This is a genomic window from Salinispora sp. H7-4 (assembly GCF_013416675.1).
Taxonomy (GTDB): Bacteria; Actinomycetota; Actinomycetes; order Mycobacteriales; family Micromonosporaceae; genus Micromonospora; species Micromonospora vitiensis.
In genome coordinates this window covers 141,547-163,017 of the sequence record NZ_JABZED010000004.1, presented here as the reverse complement: position 1 = coordinate 163,017, position 21,471 = coordinate 141,547, and the positions used below count along the sequence as shown (strand labels likewise).

Annotated in this window: 19 protein-coding genes; 9 read left to right on the top strand and 10 right to left on the bottom strand. The window is 70.4% G+C overall.

The features are described from left to right. Positions 1–44: 44 nt before the first annotated feature. From H0524_RS05950 to kstD, 3 genes are all read right to left on the bottom strand, one after another. A complete protein-coding gene (locus H0524_RS05950) occupies positions 45–806 on the bottom strand; it encodes a glucose 1-dehydrogenase (protein ID WP_180197746.1) in 762 nt (253 codons plus the stop codon). A gap of 135 nt (positions 807–941) precedes the next feature. Then, positions 942–1,961, bottom strand: a complete 1,020-nt coding sequence (locus H0524_RS05945) for a medium chain dehydrogenase/reductase family protein (RefSeq protein WP_026322165.1) — start codon at positions 1,959–1,961, stop codon at positions 942–944. 147 nt (positions 1,962–2,108) lie between these two features. After that, positions 2,109–3,758, bottom strand: a complete 1,650-nt coding sequence (gene kstD / locus H0524_RS05940; protein ID WP_180197745.1) for a 3-oxosteroid 1-dehydrogenase — start codon at positions 3,756–3,758, stop codon at positions 2,109–2,111. A gap of 278 nt (positions 3,759–4,036) precedes the next feature. Between kstD and H0524_RS05935 the strand changes: the two genes are divergently transcribed. Next, positions 4,037–4,720 (top strand): PaaI family thioesterase, encoded by a 684-nt coding sequence (locus tag H0524_RS05935; protein ID WP_180197805.1) that lies wholly within the window; start codon positions 4,037–4,039, stop codon positions 4,718–4,720. A gap of 67 nt (positions 4,721–4,787) precedes the next feature. Here H0524_RS05935 and H0524_RS05930 read toward each other — a convergent pair whose 3' ends face one another. Continuing rightward, positions 4,788–5,528: a hypothetical protein gene (locus H0524_RS05930; protein WP_018724665.1), complete on the bottom strand. Its 741-nt coding sequence runs from the start codon at positions 5,526–5,528 to the stop codon at positions 4,788–4,790. A 425-nt stretch (positions 5,529–5,953) separates the two neighbouring features. After that, positions 5,954–6,574 (bottom strand): cholesterol catabolism transcriptional regulator KstR, encoded by a 621-nt coding sequence (gene kstR / locus H0524_RS05925; RefSeq protein ID WP_180197804.1) that lies wholly within the window; start codon positions 6,572–6,574, stop codon positions 5,954–5,956. A gap of 146 nt (positions 6,575–6,720) precedes the next feature. On the opposite strand from kstR, the gene H0524_RS05920 reads away from it, so the two are divergent. The 5 genes from H0524_RS05920 (at position 6,721) to pip (ending at position 12,622) form a co-directional block, all read left to right on the top strand. Beyond that, positions 6,721–8,970 carry an acyl-CoA dehydrogenase gene (locus H0524_RS05920; RefSeq protein WP_180197744.1) on the top strand — a complete coding sequence of 750 codons (2,250 nt, stop codon included), beginning with the start codon at positions 6,721–6,723 and terminating at the stop codon, positions 8,968–8,970. A gap of 41 nt (positions 8,971–9,011) precedes the next feature. Continuing rightward, positions 9,012–9,980: a bifunctional MaoC family dehydratase N-terminal/OB-fold nucleic acid binding domain-containing protein gene (locus tag H0524_RS05915; protein ID WP_180197743.1), complete on the top strand. Its 969-nt coding sequence runs from the start codon at positions 9,012–9,014 to the stop codon at positions 9,978–9,980. Next, positions 9,977–10,366, top strand: coding sequence for a MaoC/PaaZ C-terminal domain-containing protein (locus tag H0524_RS05910; protein WP_018724669.1), 390 nt, complete (start codon positions 9,977–9,979; stop codon positions 10,364–10,366). Before H0524_RS05915 ends, H0524_RS05910 begins: the two co-directional genes overlap by 4 nt. Then, positions 10,363–11,550 (top strand): lipid-transfer protein, encoded by a 1,188-nt coding sequence (locus H0524_RS05905; protein ID WP_180197742.1) that lies wholly within the window; start codon positions 10,363–10,365, stop codon positions 11,548–11,550. The genes H0524_RS05910 and H0524_RS05905 overlap by 4 nt, the downstream gene beginning before the upstream one ends. A 109-nt stretch (positions 11,551–11,659) precedes the next feature. Then, complete coding sequence (pip, locus tag H0524_RS05900) at positions 11,660–12,622, top strand: prolyl aminopeptidase (RefSeq protein WP_180197741.1); 963 nt, start codon at positions 11,660–11,662, stop codon at positions 12,620–12,622. Here the strand turns inward: pip and H0524_RS05895 are convergent. From H0524_RS05895 to H0524_RS05880, 4 genes are read right to left on the bottom strand one after another with little or no spacing between them, the layout of a single operon-like run. Then, the gene (locus H0524_RS05895) at positions 12,613–13,704 is read right to left on the bottom strand and encodes an acyl-CoA dehydrogenase family protein (protein ID WP_180197740.1); all 1,092 of its coding nucleotides are present in this window, start codon (positions 13,702–13,704) and stop codon (positions 12,613–12,615) included. The two genes, pip and H0524_RS05895, sit on opposite strands and share 10 nt — an antisense overlap. Then, positions 13,701–14,708 carry an acyl-CoA dehydrogenase family protein gene (locus H0524_RS05890; protein WP_180197739.1) on the bottom strand — a complete coding sequence of 336 codons (1,008 nt, stop codon included), beginning with the start codon at positions 14,706–14,708 and terminating at the stop codon, positions 13,701–13,703. The genes H0524_RS05895 and H0524_RS05890 overlap by 4 nt, the downstream gene beginning before the upstream one ends. Next, a complete protein-coding gene (locus H0524_RS05885) occupies positions 14,705–15,973 on the bottom strand; it encodes an acyl-CoA dehydrogenase family protein (RefSeq protein WP_309225021.1) in 1,269 nt (422 codons plus the stop codon). The genes H0524_RS05890 and H0524_RS05885 overlap by 4 nt, the downstream gene beginning before the upstream one ends. Further along, positions 15,970–16,815: an enoyl-CoA hydratase gene (locus H0524_RS05880; protein ID WP_018724675.1), complete on the bottom strand. Its 846-nt coding sequence runs from the start codon at positions 16,813–16,815 to the stop codon at positions 15,970–15,972. Before H0524_RS05880 ends, H0524_RS05885 begins: the two co-directional genes overlap by 4 nt. Positions 16,816–16,968: 153 nt before the next feature. Here H0524_RS05880 and H0524_RS05875 point away from each other — a divergent pair, with 153 nt between their 5' ends. Continuing rightward, entirely contained in the window at positions 16,969–18,129 is a 1,161-nt protein-coding gene (locus tag H0524_RS05875) for an acyl-CoA dehydrogenase family protein (protein ID WP_026322168.1), read from the top strand. Beyond that, positions 18,126–18,917, top strand: a complete 792-nt coding sequence (locus H0524_RS05870) for an SDR family oxidoreductase (protein WP_180197738.1) — start codon at positions 18,126–18,128, stop codon at positions 18,915–18,917. The genes H0524_RS05875 and H0524_RS05870 overlap by 4 nt, the downstream gene beginning before the upstream one ends. Positions 18,918–18,957: 40 nt before the next feature. On the opposite strand, the gene H0524_RS05865 is transcribed toward H0524_RS05870, so the two are convergent. Then, positions 18,958–20,121 carry a steroid 3-ketoacyl-CoA thiolase gene (locus tag H0524_RS05865; RefSeq protein ID WP_180197737.1) on the bottom strand — a complete coding sequence of 388 codons (1,164 nt, stop codon included), beginning with the start codon at positions 20,119–20,121 and terminating at the stop codon, positions 18,958–18,960. Between the two features lie 112 nt (positions 20,122–20,233). On the opposite strand from H0524_RS05865, the gene H0524_RS05860 reads away from it, so the two are divergent. Beyond that, on the top strand, positions 20,234–21,460 hold the full coding sequence (locus tag H0524_RS05860) for a cytochrome P450 (RefSeq protein WP_180197736.1): 1,227 nt from the start codon (positions 20,234–20,236) through the stop codon (positions 21,458–21,460). The last annotated feature ends 11 nt before the right edge of the window (positions 21,461–21,471 follow it).

Below are 21,471 nucleotides of genomic sequence, written 5' to 3'. Positions count from 1 at the left end.
TACCCGGGCCGGGTGCGGCCGGCGCTCGATCCAGCGAGGTCATCTCAGTATCCCGGTCCGGACAGTAGCCCGCCGTCTGCCACGAACTCGGCGCCTGTGGTGTATGACGATTCGTCGGAGGCGAGAAACGCCACCAGCCGGGAGATCTCCACCGGCTCGGCGAGTCGGGCGATCGGCAGCGACGTGAGGAAGGCGCCAGGGTCGGTGGCGGGCATGGTCTCGGCGGCGGCCAGCGCCATTGGGGTCAGCACGCCGCCGGGGTGGACCGAGTTGACCCGGATGCCGGCCGACCCGAGCTCCTGGGCCGCGGACCGGGTGATGCCGCGGATCCCGAACTTGCTGGCGCTGTAGGCCGAGAGGCCTGCCGCGCCGACGAAGCCCTCGATCGACGACACGTTCACAATCGAGCCGCCGCCGGCCCTCGTCATTGCCGGCGCCACGGTGTGGATGCCGAGCCAGCAGCCGGTGAGGTTGACGTCGATCACGTGGCGGAACTCGGCCGGGTCCATCGTGGCGATCGCCGCGTGCCGGAAGATGCCGGCGTTGTTGACCAGCACGTCGAGTCGGTCGAATGCCGCCAGCGCGGTGGCGACCGCGGCAGCCCACTCGTCTTCGCTGGTGACGTCGTGGTGCACGTAGCGGCAACGGTCAGCACCGAGGCTGTCGGCGAGGGCCGTGCCGCGGTCGTCGAGGATGTCGCCGATGACCACCCGGGCCCCCTCGGCGACGAACTGCCGGGCATGTGCCTTGCCCATGCCGCGCGCGCCACCGGTAATGAGCGCCACCTTGCCGTCCAGTCGCCCCATCAGCCCTCCTGCCAAGCGCTTGCTTGGGAGCATAGCATCGGCAGGACACCAGCGCCGCCACAAAACGGCCGCCGCGGGCTGCAGCCCGCGGCGGCCGTGGACAATCGCGTTGTCGCCCGACCTCCCGAAGATTCGTCAGGGTACGAGGACCACCTTGCCGATGTTGCGACGCTCGCCGATCCGGCGGTGCGCCGCCGCGGCCTCCTCGAACGGAAACACCTGGTCGATCCGGGGCTTGATCGCACCCTCACGCCACAGGTCCAGCAGCGCGGTCAGCTCCTCACGCAGCAGGTCGGTGCGCTCCCACAGGTGCCCCAGATTGACGCCACTGACGGTGTGGTTGCGGTCCATCATCCCGTACGGCGTCAGCAGCGGCACGCCGGTTAGCTGGCCGAGGAGTCGGCGATAGCTGCGCCGCTCACCGGTGGACAGGTTGGCGAAGCCGTACGCGATGAGTTGCCCAACCGGCCGGAGCAGGCTCATCCCGCGCTTCCAGTCGCGACCACCCAGGGAGTCCAGCACCAGGTCGAGGCCCTCGCCGCCGGTGAGCTCCCGTACCCGGGCGACGTAGTCCTCGGTGCGGTAGTCGATGGGATGGGTGCAGCCCTCCTCGCGGAGCACGGCGTGCTTGGCCGCCGAGGCGGTACCGAAGGTGACAACTCCCGGTACGGTGCGACACAGCTGCAGCACCGCGGTGCCGACCCCACCCGCGGCCATGTGTACCAGGACGCGGGCCTCGGGGCGGAGGTTCGCCACCCGAAAGAGCATGTGGTAGGCGGTCAGGTAGTTGACCGGGATCGCGGCTCCCTCAATGAAGTCGAGGCCGTCGGGCATCGGCAGGACCCGCGCCGCGGGCACGCAAACCGTGTCGGCGTGGCCGCCGAAGCGCACCAGGGCCAGCACTCGCTGCCCCACCTCGAGGCCGGTGACCTCGGCGTCAACGGCGTCCACGACCCCGGCCACCTCGTACCCCACCACGGACGGTGGCTTCGGAGCGTCCGGATACAGCCCCTGCCGGGCCATGACCTCGGCGAAGTTCAACCCGCAGGCGCGGACGGCGATACGCACCTCACCACGACCCGGTTCCGGATCGGGGGTTTCCCGTACCGCAAGGACCTCGGGCCCACCCGGCTTGGTGATCCAGACAGCGCGCATCGATTCCTCGACCTCCAACGTTTTACGCCGACTACTCCGCCGGCGGTCATCCGCTCGCCCGGGTGTTGGCCGCATGGGCTACCCGGGCGAGGCGGTGACCGCCGAAGGCCAGCGTAAGGGGTGCTGGTGGGCCCGAGACGGCTGCCGTCAGTCGCGGGACGCCTCGGCGATGTCCAATGCGGCCAGGTAGCCGAAGGTCATCGCCGGACCGAGCGTCGACCCTGCTCCGGCGTAGCCCTTCCCCATGACGGCCGCGCTCGCGTTGCCGGCGGCGTAGAGACCGGGAATGACCGTGCCGTCCTCCCGCAACGCCCGGCCCCGCTCGTCGGTTCGGATGCCGCCGTTGGTGCCGAGGTCGCCGGGGACGATCCGCATCGCGTAGAACGGTGGCAGCACGAGCGCGGCCAGGCAGGGGTTCGGATCGTTGGTGGGATCGGCGTAGTAGTGGTCGTAGCTACTGTCGCCCCGATGGAAATCGGTGTCGCGACCGGCCTTGGCGAGGGCGTTGAAGCGGTTTACGGTGGCGCTCAGGGTTGCCGAGGGGACGCCGATCTTGTCGGCCAGGCCCTTGATGGTCCAGTCCCGGACCAGGGCGCCGGAGTCATACCACTCCTTCGGATAGGGCAGCAGCGGTGGGAGGTCACGGAACAGGTAGCGGTTGCGGTACCGCTGATCCGTGATCATCCAGGCCGGGAAGGCGTCCTGCGCGTACATGGTGCGGACCACGTCGCCGTAGGGGGCGGCCTCGTTGACGAACCGCTCCCCGGCCGGGTTGACGAAGATGTTTCCCGGCAGCGTGCGTTCGGAGAGGCAGAAGTAGGGGCCGGTCGGCAACGGGATCATCGGCCCCCACCAGGCGCTGTCCATGAGGTCCAGAGCGGCGCCGGCCTCGGCGCAGGCCCGGATGCCGTCCCCGGTGTTCGAGGAGGCGCCGACGGTCCAGTCAGTGCCGGTGGGAGCCTCCTGGTACTGCTTGCGCATCGCCTCGTTGTGCTCGAAGCCGCCGGACCCGACGATGACTCCGCGCCGGGCGGTGAGGAGGACCTCCTCCCCGTCCCGGACCACCCGTACCCCGGTGACTCGCCCCTCGCTGACGACCAACTCGGTCAGGGGGGTGTTCAACCAGACCGGTACGTCGGCGGCGAGCAGGCCGGCACGCAGACCGCCCGCGAGTGCCTGGCCCATGGTGATCGGCTTTTCTCCCTTGGCCCATGCCGCCAGGTAGCGCTGGACAATCTCGGTGGCCGTCGTCAGCCCGCGTGGGTGGCGGGCGATGAGGGCCAGCCACTTGTAGTCGACGTCCATGACCACCGTGCCGGGCGGAATGGCCATGTACGGCGCGTTCAGCGCGGCGTACTCGGCGCCGAGGACATTGGCGTCGAGCGGTTGCGGCTCGATCGACCGACCACCGGCCAGGCCACCGGGCAGCTCGGGGTAGTAGTCGGGGTAGCCCTCCATCCAGGCGAACCGCAGCGGTGTGTGTTCCAACAGGAAGGAGATCATGGCCGGCCCGGCCGAGAGGTACGCCTGCAGGCGTGCGGCGGGGACCTCGTCCCCGACGACTGCGGCCAGGTACTCGGCGGCCTTGGTCGGAGTGTCCGGCACTCCGGCATCGAGGAGCACCTCGTTGTTGGGTATCCAGATTCCCGCCCCGGAGCGGGCGGTGGTGCCGCCATAGACATCGGCTTTCTCTACCACAACGGTCTGCAGGCCGCGTTTCGCCGCGGTTAGCGCACCCACCATGCCGGCCGCGCCGGCACCCACCACCACTACGTCGTACTCGACCACCGTCGTCATTGGACCCCCAGCCCAGCGGAAACAGATGGTAGAACACGTTACTGTATTTAGATCGGCGCCGGGAGGTATCGCATGTACATACTTCAATCGATGTATTGATCTTGCTATGCGTCGACCGTCGATCGCGGTGCTGCCCGGCCCGGACCGCCGCGAGCGACGGGGACGCGATCGAGCCGGCGCCGCAACGGTGTCATGATGGCCGTAACCGGTCGAGAACGAGGTGCACGACGGTGACGATGAGTAGGTCGAACTACGAGCGTTGGCGCAGCCACCACCCCATGCGGGAACAGCGGGACGACAGTCCCGCCCTGCTGGACCGGCGGGAGGCGATAGCAGAGTTGGGAGATGCCTTACGCGACCTGGTCGAGCAGGCGGTCACCACGGAGATTCCGGCAGACCAACTCCGTCAGGTCACCGCCGACCTGCGCCGAGCGGCTCGTCCGTTGGCCACCCGTGAGCGGGAGGTGACGCGGATACCGAGCGCTGACGACCTGTTGGGTGGAGTCCGGATGTACAACCCGGTGACCGGCGTCGGCAGTGCCCTGGCTCCGCCGCTGCGCATCGACCTGGTTGACGGGGTCGCGGTCGGCGCGTGCACCCTGGGGCCGGCCTTCGAGGGGCCGCCCCGGTACGCCCATGGCGGAGTCAGTGCCCAACTGCTGGACCAGCTACTCGGCTATGTGGCGAGTGCCACCGGCAATGCGGGGATGACCGTCCGGCTCGACACCCGGTATCGGGCACCCATCCCGTTGCGCACGCCGCTGCACCTGACGGCCCGGGTTACCGCCGTGAACGGCCGGAAGACCACCGCCCACGGCGGCATCTCGACCGCTGCCCACCCCGACGACCTCTTGGTCGAGGCGACCGGGGTGTTCGTCGCGCCCCGACCGGAACAGTCCTGGCAGCTCTTCGGCGCGGCACCGTACTGGGAGGCCGGCAATCCCTCCGTCGAGCACGACTGAGCCGCCGTGGCCCGCGGCGCCGCCGTGGCCCGCGGCGCCGTTGGCGGAGGCGGCTTCGGAGCGCTGGCTATGCCACGACGCCGGTGCGGCAGAGGAGCATGAGCTGCTGGAGGGTGAGCTCCTGGGTGTGGGCGGCAGCGAGGCTGCTGGCCCAGCCGAACACGGTCTCGGCTGGTTGTTGGTTTGGCGTGCCCGGAGTCACGTCGTAGCCGTCGGAGGCGACGATCTTCTCGATCATCCTGGCGAGTTCGGCCGGCCCGCTGCCCGGGTAGCCGGTGCTGTAACCGGCGGTCTGCTTCTCGGGCAGGATGTGCAGGGTGCCCCGGTCGGTGCGGGCCCAGACCATGTCGGCCTCGCGGTCGATGATCAGGGCGGTCAGCTGTTCCCCGTCGGGAAGCGCGAGGGGAGCGTAGGTGTGATGGTCCCAGTGCTCGTGGTTGCCGGTGACTGTCCGATAGTGGTGCACGGCGACGGGCAGCCAGGTGATCGGATCACGGAAGGCGCGCCAGCAGAGGCAGCCGTCGCCGGCGACCGCGGAGGGAGAGTCGGGGTCGTCGTAGACGCAGGGATGCCAGAGCTGGGGCGCCTCGTCCGGGGCGACGAGGGTGACGTGCAGGGCGTCTGGGGCGCAGGGCGTGAGTCGGTCCCGCCACTCGGCCGCGTATCGACTGGCGTAGGTATCGAGCTGCCGGCCGGCGTTGATGGCGCCGCTGGTGTACGCCGGTGGTTCGATGTAGAGCATGAAGTGCCAGTAGCCCCGCTCCGGGCTGTGGGTGAGATGCAGGTCCCGGTCGTGCTGGTAGGTCATCGTGGATGCTCTCCTGTCCTTCCCGGCGGATACCCTGCATCGCAACGCTGGTCCGCTTCCGGTCAGCGGACCCGACGCGGCGGGCCCACCAGCGGAGAGCTCAGCCCGCCCGGCGCCCCGTCGTCAACGGCAGCGTCGTGGACGAGAGCAACGGGCTCACCCTCGTGGGCAACGATCGCGTCATCAGGTAGTCCCCTCCCAGGCCACCTCATTGACCCAAGCCGGGATTTGGGCCCGCGTGGAGCCCTTGGTGCGCCGCCGACCTTCGCCCCCAGCACCGTAGGACAAGCGGAGTGACTGCGCCACCACCTAAGGTGAGTATCTATCGAATACCGGGAACCGGCCCCCGGTTACCCCGGTGGACCGGGGCCGGTGTCGTTCGCGGCCCGGTGGGCGACGGGCTATCCGGCTATGCCGCCTTTCCGTCAGCGCAGCAACAGGCGGGCAGCGAGTTCGAGGTGCTCGTGCACGTCGTTGGCCGAGGCGCGGCGGGTGACCCAGGCGACCAGGCTGGAGAGCCAGACATCACCGATGACGCGGGCCTTGGCCCGGTCGTCCGCCGATGGCTGGCCGTCCTGCATGGCCATGATGAACATGTCTTCCATGAGTCGGGCGACGGCGTTGACCTCGGTGGCGGCGGTCGGGTCGGCGAACATGAACGCCCGGGTCATCGCTTCGGTGAGCATGGGGTCGCGCTGCATGGCGCGGGTGACCCGGCCGAGGACGAACGCGGTCCGCTCGTGTGCCGTCTCGCCCGGAATGGCGGTGCGACGGAGCCGGTCCTGCGTCCGCTCGAACTCTCTGGCCAGGGCGGAGACCAACAGGTGGATTTTGGAGGGGAAGTAGCGGTACAACGTACCGAGGGCGACGTTGGCGTGTTCGGCGACGGTCCGCATCTGCACCGCGTCGTATCCACCCCTGGAGGCCAGGATGAGGGTGGCGTCCAGGATGCGCCGTCGGCGTTCTCGCTGCGCCGCCGACCCCTGCTCGGTGTCGGTCAGGCTGCCCGCGCCCGGGCTTCTGGTATGTGTTCTCGACGCCACCATCTTGCCTTCCGTGATCTTGGCCGATATTGGCAGCGGCCATGCCATCCCAAGTCTAGCAACGGGCGGGCGCCGTGCGCTCAGGACGGCTGGCGGTAGCTAGTAGAACGTGTTCTACTAGCGTGAGGTGTTTGGAGTGGGGAGGGTCGATGCCGATCGCGATGACCACCGACCAGTTGGCGCTCCAGGACGCGATCCGGCAGTGGGCTGCCGGTGCCGACGTCCTCGCCACCGTACGCGGGCTGGAGAACGGCCCGCCGGCAGCGGCCGACCGGCACTGGGCCGGTCTGACCGGCCTTGGTTGCTTCGCCCTGGCCGTGCCGGAGCAGCTCGGTGGTGACGGTGGCCGGGCCGGTGAGCTGGCCGCCGTGCTGGAACAGCTCACCGCTACCCTGGTCCCCGGCCCGGTCATGCCCACCCTGCTCGCGGCCCTGACCCTCGCGTCCACCGGGCCGACGCCCGTCGCGAAGAGCCTGCTGCCGGACCTTGCGGCCGGCAAGATCTCGGTCGGGGTGGCACTCACTCCGGGAGCGTTGACGGCCGTGCCGGTCGCCGGGGGAGCCTACCGGGTGACCGGGCAGGTCAACGCCGTACTCGGTGCGGGGAGCACCACCCACCTGATGTTGACCGCTGGCACCGAGACCGAAGCGTTGTCGTTCGTGCTCGATTCGGCGCATGCGGGGGTTCACCGCACCGCACGTACGCCGGTGGACTTCTCCCGGCCCCTGGCCGACGTGCGATTGGCGGAAGTGCTCGTCGAGCCCGATCAGCTCCTGCCCGCACCCGGGCCGGACCGGCTCCGCGACTGCGCGGCGCTGCTGGCCGCGGTGGAGGCGGCAGCGGTGGCCTCCTGGTGCCTGCACACCGCCACCGAGCATGCCAAGGTGCGGCGCCAGTTCGATCAGGTGATCGGGTCGTTCCAGGCGGTCGGGCACCTCTGCGCCGGGATGCTCTGCCGGTCGGAGCGGGCCAACGCGGTGGCCTGGGACGCGGCCCGCGCCTATGACCAGGCGCCGGAGGAGCTTCCCCTGGCCGCCGCCACCGCCGCCGCGATCGCTCTGGACGCCGCGGTCGACAACGCCAAAGACTGTATTCAGGTGCTCGGCGGGATCGGGTTCACCTGGGAGCACGACGCCCACCTCTACCTGCGTCGAGCACTCGCCCTACGGCAGTTGCTCGGCGGCGGTACCCGATGGCGGCAGCGCTGCGCGGAGTTGACGTTGGCCGGTGCGCGTCGGCAGGTGTGGGCGGTTGGCGAGGAATTCCGGGCCGCAGCGGAAACGGCACCATCGTCGTCCGGAGCGGAGCGGGACGCCGACTCCGCGGACCGGTTGGCGGTACGAGCCCAGCTCCGGGCGATCGCGCAGCTTCCCGAGGCCGAGCGCCGGGCTCGGTTGGCGGCCGTGGGATATCTCACGCCACACTGGCCCGCGCCGTACGGGCTCGACGCCGCACCCGCCCGGCAACTCCTTATTGACGAGGAGCTGGACCGGGCCGGCGTCATCCGCCCGGACCTGGCGATCGCCGGCTGGGCCGTCCCGACGATTCTGCGCTACGGCAGTGCCGCCCAGCGGGATCGGTTCGCCGGCCCGTCCCTGCGTGGCGAGCTCACCTGGTGTCAGCTCTTCAGCGAGCCGGAGGCCGGTTCGGACCTGGCCTCGCTGCGCACCCGGGCGAACCGGGTGCCGGGCGGTTGGCGGCTGTCCGGCCAGAAGGTCTGGACGTCGCTGGCGGCCGAGGCGGACTGGGCGATCTGCCTGGCGCGCACCGATCCCACGGCGAGCAAGCATCGTGGTCTGACCTACTTCCTGGTCGATATGCGCAGTACCGGCATCGAGATTCGCCCGCTGCGCGAGATCACCGGGCTGTCGGTCTTCAACGAGGTCTTCCTGGACGACGTCTTCGTCCCCGACGAGGGTGTGGTGGGCGAACCAGGACAGGGCTGGCGGCTGGCCCGGGCGACGCTCTCCTACGAGCGGGTCGCCATGGGGCGCGGCCCCGGATTCGGTGCCGACGTGGACCGACTGGTCCGGATGGTGGGGGCGGGTGGAGTCGCCGGCGAGCCGGGGATGCGGGAACGCCTGGGTGGCCACGTCGCGGACGGTCTCGCTGTCTCCCTGGTGGAGTGCCGGGCCACGCTACGGCAGCTCGGTGCAGGTGGAGGTGGGCCAGAGTCGGCGGTGGCCAAGTTGATCGGGGTCAGCCATCGACAGGCGGTGGCCGAGACCGCGCTGACGCTCTGCGGTCCGGACGGTGCGGCGGCCGACGGCGCGAGTGTGGAGCCAGTCCACCACTTCCTCCTCACCCGATGCCTCAGTATTGCCGGCGGAACCACCCAGATCCTGCTCTCCCTGGTGGCTGAACGGGTTCTCGGCCTGCCCCGGGCAACCGCGGGCTGACTGTGGATCAGGCCAGTCAACGGGGGACGAGGGAGGAACCGATGGAGGGCACCATCACTGCCGCCGTGGAGCGGATCCGGGCGGCCGGTGCGGGGCCGGCCCGGCCGGCACGCGATCCGGTCAACCTACCGATGATCCGGAACTGGCTGGAGGCGATCGGCGACCGCAATCCCCGCTACGAGCAGGAGGGTCTGGCACCACCGGCGATGACGCAGGTCTGGACGATGCGTGGCCTGCATCCGGCCGCGGATCCCGCCGATCCGCTGTCGGCCATGTCCGCCGTACTCGATCAGGCCGGGTTCACCTCGGTGGTGGCGACGAACTGCGAGCAGACGTACCACCGGTATCTGCGCGACGGCGAACGGGTTGAGGTGCGCAGCCGGCTGGTAGACGTGAGCGGACCCAAACGCACGGCGCTCGGCGAGGGCTGGTTTGTCACCACCGACAGCACCTGGTACGTCGGTACGGAGGCCGTGGCGTCGATGACCTTCCGGGTGCTCAAGTTCCGGCCGCCGGACTCCACCGCGGCCGCTCCGGCATCCGAGCCGGCTCCGGCATCCGAACCGGGTCCAGCCGCCGCGTCCGAGCGGACTCCGGCACCGGTACCGGAGCCGGCTGACGTGCTCCGGCCGGTCGTCACCCAGGACACCGCCTTCTTCTGGGCCGGCACCGCCGCCGGCGAGCTGCGCATTCAGCGGTGCGGCGGTTGTGGTCAGCTGCGACATCCACCGGGGCCGGTCTGCCGACAGTGCGGCGCCGACCGCCAGGACCACCTGGTCGCCCGCGGTACGGGTGAGGTCTTCAGTTTCGTGGTGCACCGGCACCCGCCGGTGCCGGGGCGGCGGTTGCCGATCGTGATCGCGTTGGTGGAGCTGACCGAAGGGGTACGGATGGTGGGCGAGTTACTCGGCGCAGACCCGGCGCAGGTGCGGATCGGCGCTGCGGTCCAGGTCGACTTCGTACCGGTGGACGCCGAGCTGACCCTGCCGGCATGGCGGCTGCTGCCATGAACGTGGCGGTCGGCGTCGTCCTGCCGGAACTGCGGATCCCGGTCACCCCGACCTTCGTGGTCAGCACCGCCCTGGCCACCCGGGACTTCCAGGATGTGCACCACGATCGGGACCAGGCCGTTCGGCGGGGCTCGAAGGACATCTTCCTCAACATTCTGACCACGACCGGACTGGTGCAGCGGTACGTGACCGACTGGGCGGGAGCGACAGCGATGGTGCACCGCGTCGCTATCCGGCTCGGGGCGCCCTGCTACGCGTACGACACGCTCGTCCTGACCGGTCAGGTGACGCAGGTGTCATCCACCGGGTGTGTGGTGGCCGTGGTGGGGCGGGTTCCCGGGGGCGATCACGTCACCGGGCAGGTTGAGGTCGGGAGGCTTCCGTGATCTCGGGAAGAGCGGCGATCGTCGGGGTCGGTGAGACGGAGTTCTCCAAGGACTCGGGCCGCAGCGAGCTCCGGCTGGCGGTGGAGGCGGTCCGTGCCGCACTCGCCGACGCCGGGCTGGCGCCGACCGATGTCGATGGTCTGGTGACCTTCTCCATGGACAGCACCGCCGAGGTCGCCCTGGCCCGGGAGATCGGTGCGGGGGAGCTGCGTTTCTTCAGCCAGGTCGGCTACGGCGGCGGCGCCGCCTGTGCCACGGTGCAGCAGGCGGCCCTGGCGATCAGCGCCGGGATGGCGCGGGTGGTGGTCTGTTACCGCGCGCTCAACGAGCGCTCCGGCCGCCGCTTCGGCCGGGTGTCTCGAGACGTCTCGAGCGCACCGACCAGCTCCGGCGTCGACAATGGCTGGCACTACCCGATGGGGTTGGGCACCCCGGCCGCCACCGTGGCCATGGCCGCCCGGCGCTACCAGCACGTCTTCGGGGCCACCGGGGAGGACTTCGGCCGGGTGGCGGTGGCTGCTCGCCGGCATGCCGCGACCAACCCGCGAGCCTGGTTCTTCGAACGACCGATCACCCTCGCCGACCACCAGGCGTCCCGGTGGATCGCCGAGCCACTTCGGCTCCTGGACTGCTGCCAGGAGAGCGATGGAGCGGTCGCCGTCGTGGTGGCCGGCGTCGAGCAGGCCGCCGATCTGCGGCAGCCACCCGCGGTGATTACCGCTGCCGCGCAGGGCAGCGGAGCGGACCAGTACATCATGACCAGCTACTACCGCGACAACCTGACCGGGCTACCGGAGCTCGGCGTGGTCGGGCGGCAACTCTGGGAGCAGTCCGGTCTCGGTCCCGACGAGGTGCGGGTCGCGGTGCTGTATGACCACTTCACCCCGTACGTCCTGATGCAGTTGGAGGAGTTGGGGTTCTGCCCGCCGGGCGAGGCACGACACTTCATCGCTGACGGCGCGATCGAACTGGATGGTCGGCTCCCGGTCAACCCGCACGGCGGACAGCTCGGCGAGGCGTACATCCATGGCATGAACGGCATCGTGGAGGCGGTCCGGCAGGTCCGGGGAAGCTCGGTCAACCAGGTCGCCGGGGCCGGCCCGGTGCTGGTGACCGCCGGCACCGGCGTACCCACCAGCGGCCTGCTGCTCGGGCCAGCGGGCCTCGCCAACGGCGGGACCTGAGCCCTCCGGCTCCGGCTGCAGGTGGGCCCTGCGCGGTCTGGTGTAGCCGACGCAGGCCACCCTGCCAGCGCCCGTGCGCAGTCGGCGCTCAACTGGTTGAATCACGCGGATGACGAGTGTGTATCCCGAGATCGAACCCTTCGCGACTGGCCTGCTCGATGTCGGGGACGGTCATCTCGTCTACTGGGAGAGCTGCGGCAACCCATCCGGCAAGCCGGCGCTGGTGTTGCACGGCGGCCCCGGTTCCGGCGCCAGCGCCGGCTGGCGGCGGCTCTTCGATCCGGCCGTCTACCGGATAGTCCTGTTCGACCAGCGGGGGTGCGGGCGCAGCACACCGGACGCGGGCGACGTGCGAACCGACCTGTCCACCAACACCATGCCGCACCTGCTGGCCGACATCGAAAAGCTGCGGACCCACCTGAACATCGACCGGTGGTTGCTGCTCGGCGGATCGTGGGGCAGCGCTCTCGGCCTTGGCTACGCCCAGCGGTACCCCGACCGGGTCACCGAGATGGTGTTGTTCAGCGTCGTCACCAGCACCCCGGCCGAGCATCGGTGGCTCACCCGTGACCTCGGACGGATCTTCCCCGAACAGTGGGACAGGTTCTTGGATGCGGTACCGGCCGCCGAACGCGACGGCAACCTTCCCGCCGCCTACGCCCGGCTGTTGGCCGATCCGGACGAGACGGTACGGGACCGCGCCGCCCGCGCCTGGTGCGCCTGGGAGGACGCCCTCGTCTCGAACCTGCCCGGCAGTGGACCCGACCCCCGGTTCGAGGACCCGGTGTTCCGGATGACCTTCGCCCGCCTTGTCACCCACTACTGGGCGCATGACGGCTGGTTCGCCGACGGCGAGTTGCTGGCCGGTGCACACCGGCTCGCCGGAGTTCCCGGGGTGCTTGTCCACGGCCGGCTCGACCTGGGCAGCCCGGTGGACGTCCCGTGGCACCTGTCCAAGGTCTGGCCCGCCGCGCGGTTGGAGCTGGTCGACCAGGCCGGTCACGGCGCCGGGCACGGCGTCGGGGACGCGGTCATCACCGCCTTGGACCGCTTCGGCGCTTCCTACCGCTGAGCGCCGATCACCGCCTCCGCGAGCCGGGCGAGATGTGCCCGCGGGTGACCGAAGAGGTGAGCTGCCCCGTGGGCCCGTTTGAAGTAGCGGTGCGCGTCGTGCTCCCAGGTGATGCCGATGCCGCCGTGTAGCTGGATCATCTGCGCGGCGGCCTGCTCGAGCGCCTCGGCGCAGTGGACCGCGGCCCCGGCGGCGAGCAGGTGGGCATCGGGCGCGTCGGAGTCGAGGCTCGACACCGCCGCGTACGACAGGGAGCGGGCGCTCTCCACCACGACGTGCAGGTCGGCCAGCCGGTGCGCGATCGCCTGGAAGGCGCCGATCAGCCGGCCGAACTGGACCCGGCTCAGCGCGTACGCCACGGTCAGCTCCACCGCCCGCGTAGCCGCACCGACCTGCTCGGCGCTGAGCGCGACGCAGGCGATGTCCCGGACCCGCTCCAGCGGGTTCACCTCGCCCAGCTGATGACCGGATGCCCCGTCGAGCATGACCACCCCCAGTCGGCGGGTCAGGTCCACGGTGGTGACCGGGCGTCGTCGGACGCCGACAGCGTGCGGGTCCACCTCGAAGAGTCGGACCCCCGCGGGGGTGCTCGCGGCGACCAGCAACACGTCGGCCAAGGGGGCGTCGAGCACGTAGTGCGCCTCGCCGGTGAGCCGGCCGCCCTTCGTCGCGGTGAACGCGGGTCGGTGTGGATCCCAGTCACCGTGCTGGTCGGTCCAGGCGAGCGCGGCCAGCCGTTCTCCGCCGACCAGGTCGGGCAGGATCCGTCGACAGGCCGCCTCGTCCCCGCTGTGCAGCAGGGCCTGGCCGGCGAGGACCGCGCAGCCGAGCATCGGCGCGGGGGTGAGGGTGCGGCCCAACTCGTCCAACACGACATGGGCCTCGCCCAGGCCGGCGCCGAGCCCACCGAACCGTTCGGGTACGGCGAGTCCCGCCACTCCGATCTGGCCACACAGCACCTGCCAGAGCTCGGCGTCGTCTCCCGCCGTCGACTCGGTCCGCTCGGCGATGGACCGGTCGGCGGTGTGCCGGGACAGCACACCGCGGACGCTCATCCGAAGGGCTTCCTGCTCCGCGGTCATGTCAGAGCTCCAGTGGCTAGTGCGGTCCGGATCCGGTCGCGGTGCCAGGACTGGGTGCCCCAGGTCCGAGCCAGTGCCCAGATTCTGGTCAGCCAGGAGTCGAGGCCGGACTCCCGGGCGTACCCGATCGCCCCGTGTACCTGTAGTGCGGTGCGGGCCGCCCGCTGGGCGGCGTCGGTGCAGGCCACCTTCGCGGCGGAGACGTCGCGGGCAGCCGTGGGCGGGTGGTCGGCGAGGGCGACGGCGGCGGCGTACAGCAGCGGCCGGGCGAATTCGAGGCCGATCGCCACGTCGGCGAGCTGGTGCTTGACCGCCTGAAACTGCCCGATCGGTTGGCCGAACTGGGTGCGTTGGCCGGCGTACCGGAGGGTCGTCTCGAGCAGTGCGTGGCCCGCTCCGAGAAGCTGCGCCGCGCAGGCCAGCGCGCCGGCGTTGAGGGCGTGGGCGACAGCCGGGCCGACGGCCGGGCCGGCCGCCAGCAGCGCTCCGTCGGCCACCTCGACCAGTCGTCGGGTGTCGTCCACCGAGCGCCGTCGCGGCCCCGGCACCCCGAGGCGTAGCGCCTGCTCGTCCGCCCGGAGAACCAGGGACACGACATCGGCGTCCGTCGCGTACGGCACGTGCGGCGGCACGGCGAGCGTACCGATCACCTCCCCGTTGGTGAGCCGGGGCAGCCAGGTCTCGCAGAGTGCGTCGTCGCCGAGCATCGTGAGCAACATGGGCAGGGCGGCGATGGACTCGGCGGCTGGACCGGGCAGGGCGTGGTGCCCGAGTTCCTCGCACGCGACGACGAGGTCCGCCGGGTGCGCGGCCAGGCCGCCCCACCGCGCCGGCACCGCCAGACCCGTCACGCCGAGCTCGGCCAGCCGGCGCCAGAGCACCTGCCCGGGCGCCGGGTCGCCGGCGGCCCACTGGCGGGCGACGGTGGGAATGTCCGCCTCGGTGAACATCGCGTGGAGGGCGGCGGCGAACTGCTCCTGCTCCACGGAGGGGGTCAGCTTCATCGTTGACCCCGGGGGAGGCCGAGTACCCGTTCGGCGATCACGGTGCGCTGGATCTCGTTGGTGCCGGCATAGATCGGACCGGCCAGGGAGAACAGGTAGCCGTCCAGCCAGGCGTCCGTGTCGTCGGCATCGCCGGCCCGGCCCGCCGAATCCGTCCGGAGACCGCCCGTTTCGGCGTGCGGCCCGAGCAGGTCGAGCGCCACCTCGTGTAGGGCGACGTCCAGTTCGGACCAGAAAACCTTGGTCATGCTGGCGGCGTGGCCACTGCCCCGCCATGCCGTCGCACCGGCCTGCGCTGGTCGATCGGCTCGGCCGGAGGGTGGCGCAGGCTCGGGTGTGCGGTCGGCGGCCTCCCGGGTGGCCGTACCGTAGCTGTGCAACTGGTATGCCCGGGCGGCGATCCAGCCGGCAACGACGCGGTCGGACAACGCCGGGTCGGTGTGCGCACCGGCCTGACACCACAGCCGTACGAGCCGCTGGGCGGCGGCGGTGAAGCGTCCCGGGCTGCGCAGCGACAGCCCGCGCTCGTGGCCCGCGGTGCTCATCGCGACGGTCCAACCCTGGTCTACCGCGCCGAGTACGTCGGCGTCGGGCACGAACACCTGGTCGAGGAAGATCTCGGCGAAGCCGGTCGCACCGCCTACCTGTTGGATCGGTCGGACCGTGACGCCCGCGGCGCGGAGGTCGAACATCAGGTACGTCAGGCCACGGTGGCGGTCCACCCCGGTGCGGAAGAGCCCGAACGCGTGATCGGCCTGCGCCGCCCGGGTGCTCCAGGTCTTCTGCCCGGACAGGAGCCACCCGCCGTCGGTGCGTACCGCACGGGAGCGGATTCCGGCCAGGTCGCTGCCGGCCTCCGGCTCCGACCAGGCCTGCGCCCACACGTCGTCGGCCCGCGCCATCCGTGGCAACAGGCGGGCACGCTGCTCGTCCGTACCGTGGGTGAACAGGGTTGGCGCCAGGAGGAAGAGGCCGTTCTGGTTGATCCGGACCGGAGCCCGGGCGCGGTGGTACTCCTCCTCGAAGATCAGCCACTGCAGGGGCGATACGTCGCGTCCACCGTAGGCGATGGGCCAGGACACCACCGACAGCCCGGCCGCGGCGAGGCGCCGCTCCCACGCCCGGTGGGCTCGGTCACCCTCGGGAGTGTCCACGGGTGGCAACGGTGTGGTGGGCACATTCGTGGCCAGCCACGATCGGACCTCCGCCCGGAACGCGCGGGTCTCGTGGTCGAGGTCGAGGTTCATCGTGCCGGCCGGGCTCACGAACTGGACCTTGCCTTCATGCTTGCGGCATCCATTCCGGCCAGCGGGTCGCCGGCCACCTCCGCGTTGTGCGCGTGCGCGAGGTGGTGCAGACCGAAGGCGGCGTCCATCGCCGAACGCATTCCCATCAGATCCTCGGCCTGGTTGACGGCCCGTTTGGTCAGGGCCAGTCCAAAGCGGGGCATCTCGGCGATCCGTTGCGCGAGACCGAGGGTGTGGGAGTGCAGTTCCGCGCGGGGGACTACCCGGTTGACCATGCCGACCTCGTACGCGCGCCGGGCATCGAACCGGTCCCCGGTGAAGAGGATCTCCTTGGCGAAGCGGGGGCCCAACGTCCACGGATGGGCGAAGTACTCCACACCGGGGATACCCATCCGGACCACGGGGTCGGCGAAGTATGCGTCCTCGGCCGCGACGATCAGGTCGCAGACCCAGGCGAGCATGAGCCCGCCGGCGAGGCAGGCCCCCTGCACCATCGCGATGGTCGGCTTCGGCAGCTCCCGCCAGCGCCGGCACATGCCAAGGTAGACCTCCATCTCCCGGGCGTACCGCTGATCTGCGCCGGACCGGCCGACGTGGTCCCACCAGAGCACCGCCCGGCGCTCGAAGCTCTTTTCGACGTCCCGGCCGGGTGAGCCGATGTCGTGGCCGGCGGAGAAGTGCTCACCGGCGCCGGCGAGCACGATGACCGCGACCGAGTCGTCATTCACGGCCGTGGCGAAGGCGGAGTCGAGGGCGTAGGTCATCGCCGAGTTCTGGGCGTTCCGGTAGCGGGGCCGGTTCATCGTGATCACCGCGGTGGCGCCCTGGCGTTCGAGTCGTACCAGCTCGTCCTCTGTCACTGTGCTACCTCCTGCCGAAGCACCTGCTCGAGTGGTTTGTCGGTCGGGTTGGGTGGCGTGGTTTCCTGCTTTGCTCGGTGTTCCATCGACACCTCCTCACACAAGCAAGTGCTTGGTAGGGTGAGCCTACGCGTGTTTCGGGAGGTGACACCAGTGCACGACGACGAGTTCCGGCGGGCGGTGCGCGCCTGGCTGGCGGAGAATGTCAGCGCTGAGCTGCGGGGGGCGGGTGGACCGGGCCGGGAGCACGAGGCGTACCCCGAACGGCTGGCTTTCGACCGCCGGCTGGCCGCCGCCGGCTGGACCTGTCTCGGCTGGCCGGTCGAGCACGGCGGTCGGGGCGCGACGCTCGCCCAACAGGTCGCCTTCCACGAGGAGTACGCCCGGGCCGGTGCCCCGGCGCGCGTCGGCCACCTGGGTGAGGAGTTGCTCGGCCCGACGTTGATCGCCTATGGCACGCCGGAGCAACGCCGGCGCTTCCTACCCGGGATTCGCGCTGTCGAACAGCTGTGGTGCCAGGGGTACTCCGAACCGGGGGCGGGGTCTGATCTCGCCGCCGTGGCGACCCGAGCCCGACTCGTCGGTGACGAGTGGATTATCGATGGGCAGAAGGTGTGGACCTCGCTGGCGCACGTGGCGCACTGGTGCTTCCTCCTGGCCCGGACCGAGCCCGTCGGCACCGGGCCGCGCCAGGCCGGGCTCTCCTATCTGCTGGTGCCGATGCGGCAACCCGGCATTACGGTGCGGCCCATCCGTCAGCTGACCGGTACCTCGGAGTTCAACGAGGTCTTCTTCGACGGCGCCCGCACCTCGCGGGACATGGTTGTCGGCGAGGTGGGCCAGGGGTGGCGGGTGGCGATGGGCACCCTCGCGTTCGAGCGGGGCGCGGCGACGCTCGGCCAGCAGGTCGGGTTCCAGCGGGAGCTGGACCGCCTGGTGGCGCTTGCCCGGCACACCGGTGTCGCCGGTGAGCCGGCGCTGCGCGACGGGCTCGCCCGCGCCGCTGTCGGACTCTGGGCGCTGCGCGCGCACACCCTACGGACGATGGCTGAGGCTGACCAGTCGGGCCCGGGGCGGGGAGCGTCCGCGGTGAAGTTGCTCTGGTCGCGGTGGCATCAGCAGCTCGGCGAGTTGGCGATGCAGGTGCGCGGTGCCGCCGGAACAGTTGCCCAGGACGCCCCCTACGACCTGGACGACTGGCAGCGCCTCTTCCTGTTCGGTCGCGCGGAAACGATCTACGGCGGGTCGGACGAGATCCAACGGGGCATCATCGCCGAGCGGGTTCTCGGTCTACCACGACAGGCCCGCGGATGAGGCCCCCGGGCCCGCCGCCGCTTCGCCCGGCCGGTCGGGAACTGCTCGCGGAGAAGGTGGTGGTGGTGACTGCGGCGGCGGGATCCGGGATCGGGACGGCCGTGGTGGAGCGCTGCCTGGACGAGGGGGCGTTCGTGGTGATCAGCGACCGGCATGTCCGGCGGCTTGCCGAGAGCCACGAACGGCTCTCGGCGGACCACCCGGGCCGGGTCCGGTCGGTGCCCTGCGACGTGACCGACGAGCAGGCAGTCGAGGAGTTGGTCAACGCCGCCGTGACAGGTTTTGGACGGCTGGATGTGATGATCAACAATGCCGGGCTCGGCGGCACCGCGTCGGTCATGGAGATGACCGACGACGAGTGGTCGCGGGTGCTGGACGTGACTCTGACCGGCACCTTTCGCTGTACGCGGGCGGCGGTACGGCAGATGCTGGCGCAGGGCCACGGTGGTGTGGTGGTCAACAATGCGTCGGTGCTGGGCTGGCGGGCCCAGGCCGGTCAGGCGCACTATGCGGCGGCCAAGGCGGGGGTGATGGCGTTCACCCGGTGCGCGGCGCTGGACGCGGCGCCCCACGGCATCCGCGTCAACGCCGTGGCGCCCAGCCTCGCCATGCACCCCAACCTGTCGAAGGTGACCAGTGCGGACCTGCTCGCCGAGCTCACCGGTCAGGAGGCGTTCGGCCGGGCGGCGCAGCCCTGGGAGATCGCGGCCGTCATGGCCTTCCTCGCCAGCGACTACGCCTCCTATCTCACCGGTGAGGTGGTGTCGGTCAGTAGTCAGCATCCCTGAGTGCCGCCACACCCCAACGGCGGGCAGCGCCGCCCGTGGGTCAGAGGCGCTCGATGATGGTCGCGGTGGACATGGCGCCGCCCGCGCACATTGTGATCAATGCGGTACGGGTGGCGGTTCGCTCCAACTCGTGTAGGGCGGTGGTGAGCAGCCGGGCCCCGGTGCTGCCCACCGGATGCCCGAGGGCGATGGCGCCACCGTTGACGTTCACCTTCTCCGGGTCGGCGCGGTGGGCCGACAGCCAGGACAGCACCACGGCGGCGAACGCCTCGTTGACCTCAAACCGATCGATATCCTCGATCTTCATGCCGGCGCGGGCCAGCACGCGTTCGGTCGCCTGCACGGGGCCGTCCAGGTGGTAGTAGGGCTCGGCGCCGACCAGGCACTGGGCGACGATCCTGGCCCGGGGGCGGAGGCCGAGCGCGCGGGCCCGGTCCGCCTCCATCAGCAGTACCGACGCGGCGCCGTCGGAGATCTGCGACGAGGTGCCGGCGGTGTGCAGCCCGCCCTCGACCACCGGTCGCAGTCGGTTCAGCGCCGCCAGGGTGGTGTCCCGCAGGCCCTGGTCCCGCTCCACCGTGTGGGTTTCTCCGGTCGGCTGTCCCTCGCTGTCGAGAACCGGCGCGGTCACCGGTACGACCTCGCGGTCGTAGTGCCGCTGCGCCCAGGCCCGAGCGGCGTTGGCCTGTGAGCGGACGCCGAACTCGTCCACCGCCGTGCGGGACAGTCCTCGCCGGACGGCGATTCGTTCGGCGGCGACGTACTGGTTGGGTAGGTCGATCTCCCACGAGGCAGGCCGGGGTGTGCCGGCGTCAACGCCGAGATTCGCGCGGAGCGGTACCCGGCTCATCGCCTCGACACCACAGGCGATGCCGACCTCGATGGCGTCGGTGGCGATGAGACCGGCGACGAGATGGGCGGCGTGCTGGGATGAACCGCACTGGGCGTCGATGGTGAGACAGCCCGTCCCGTACGGCAGGCCGGCGTGTAGCCAGGCGGTGCGGGTGATGTTGTTGGACTGCTCGCCGCCCTGGGTGACGCACCCGCCGATGACCTGCTCGACTGTGTCCGGGTCGAGGTCTGCATGGGTGACGAGGGCGCGTTGTGCCGCGCCGAGCAGCTCGGCGGCGTGCAGCCCCGCCAGCCAGCCGCCCCGCTTGCCGATCGGCGTGCGAACCGCGTCAACGATCACCGGAGTGCCCATGGCACCGTCCCTTCGGAGAGTGAACGTGTTCTCCGTGCCGGAGCTCACGCTACGTTGTCGAAACAACATTTGATCTGTTTGAATATTAGAACAGGTTACAGTAGGAGGTTCGATGACTGAGCCGCGTATTCCAGTGGGATTTGACTTCACCGACCCGGCCGTCCTGGAGCGCCGTGTGCCTCGGGAGGAGTTCGCCGAGTTGCGCCGGACGGCCCCGGTCTGGTGGAACGCCCAACCGAAGGGATCGGGCGGTTTCGACGACGACGGGTACTGGGTGGTCACCCGGTACGCCGATGTCATGGCGGTTTCCCGGGACAGCGAAACGTACTCGACCCGGGAGAACACGGCGATCGCCCGTTTCCAGCCGGGCACCACCCAGGCGGATCGAGAGATGCAGCGGGTCATCATGATCAACGTTGACCCGCCGGAGCACACCAAGCTACGGGCCATCGTGTCCCGTGGCTTCACTCCCAGAGCGATCAACGCGTTGCGTGGGTCGTTGGCGGAGCGCGCCGAGCGCATCGTGCGGGACGCGGCCGCGCGTGACACGGGTGACTTCGTCACCGATGTCGCCTGCGAACTGCCGCTGCAGGCGATCGCAGAGCTGATCGGGGTGCCGCAGCATCACCGTCGCAAGGTCTTCGACTGGTCGAACCAGCTGATCGGCTACGACGATCCGGCGTACGGCGTGGATCCGATGGCCGCCTCAGCCGAGCTGCTCGCGTACGCGATGGAGATGGCCCACGAGCGACAGCGCAACCCGAGCGACGATCTGGTGACCCAGCTGGTCAACGCGCAGATCGACGGGGAGCACCTGACCGCCGACGAGTTCGGCTTCTTCGTGATGCTCTTGGCGGTGGCGGGCAACGAGACGACCCGGAACGCGATCACCCACGGCATGTTGGCCTTCCTCGAGAACCCAGACCAGTGGGAACTGTTCAAGGCCGAGCGCCCCCGGAGCGCGGTCGAGGAGATCATCCGTTGGGCGACCCCGGTGAACGTCTTCCAACGCACCGCGTTGGTCGACACCACCCTGGCCGGACAGGCGATTTCCGCCGGCCAACGGGTGGCGCTCTTCTACGGGTCGGCCAACTTCGACGAGTCGGTGTTCGAGGAGCCGGAACGGTTCGACATCACCCGTAGCCCCAATCCGCACCTGGGGTTCGGCGGTAGTGGGGTGCACTTCTGTCTGGGTGCGAACCTCGCCCGCCTGGAGATCGAACTGATCTTCAATTCGATCGCCGACCATTTGCCGGACATCCGCCAGCTGGCCGATCCGCAGCGGCTGCGGTCGGGCTGGATCAACGGGATCCGAGAGCTGCCGGTGCAGTACCACTGAACGGGGGGCCC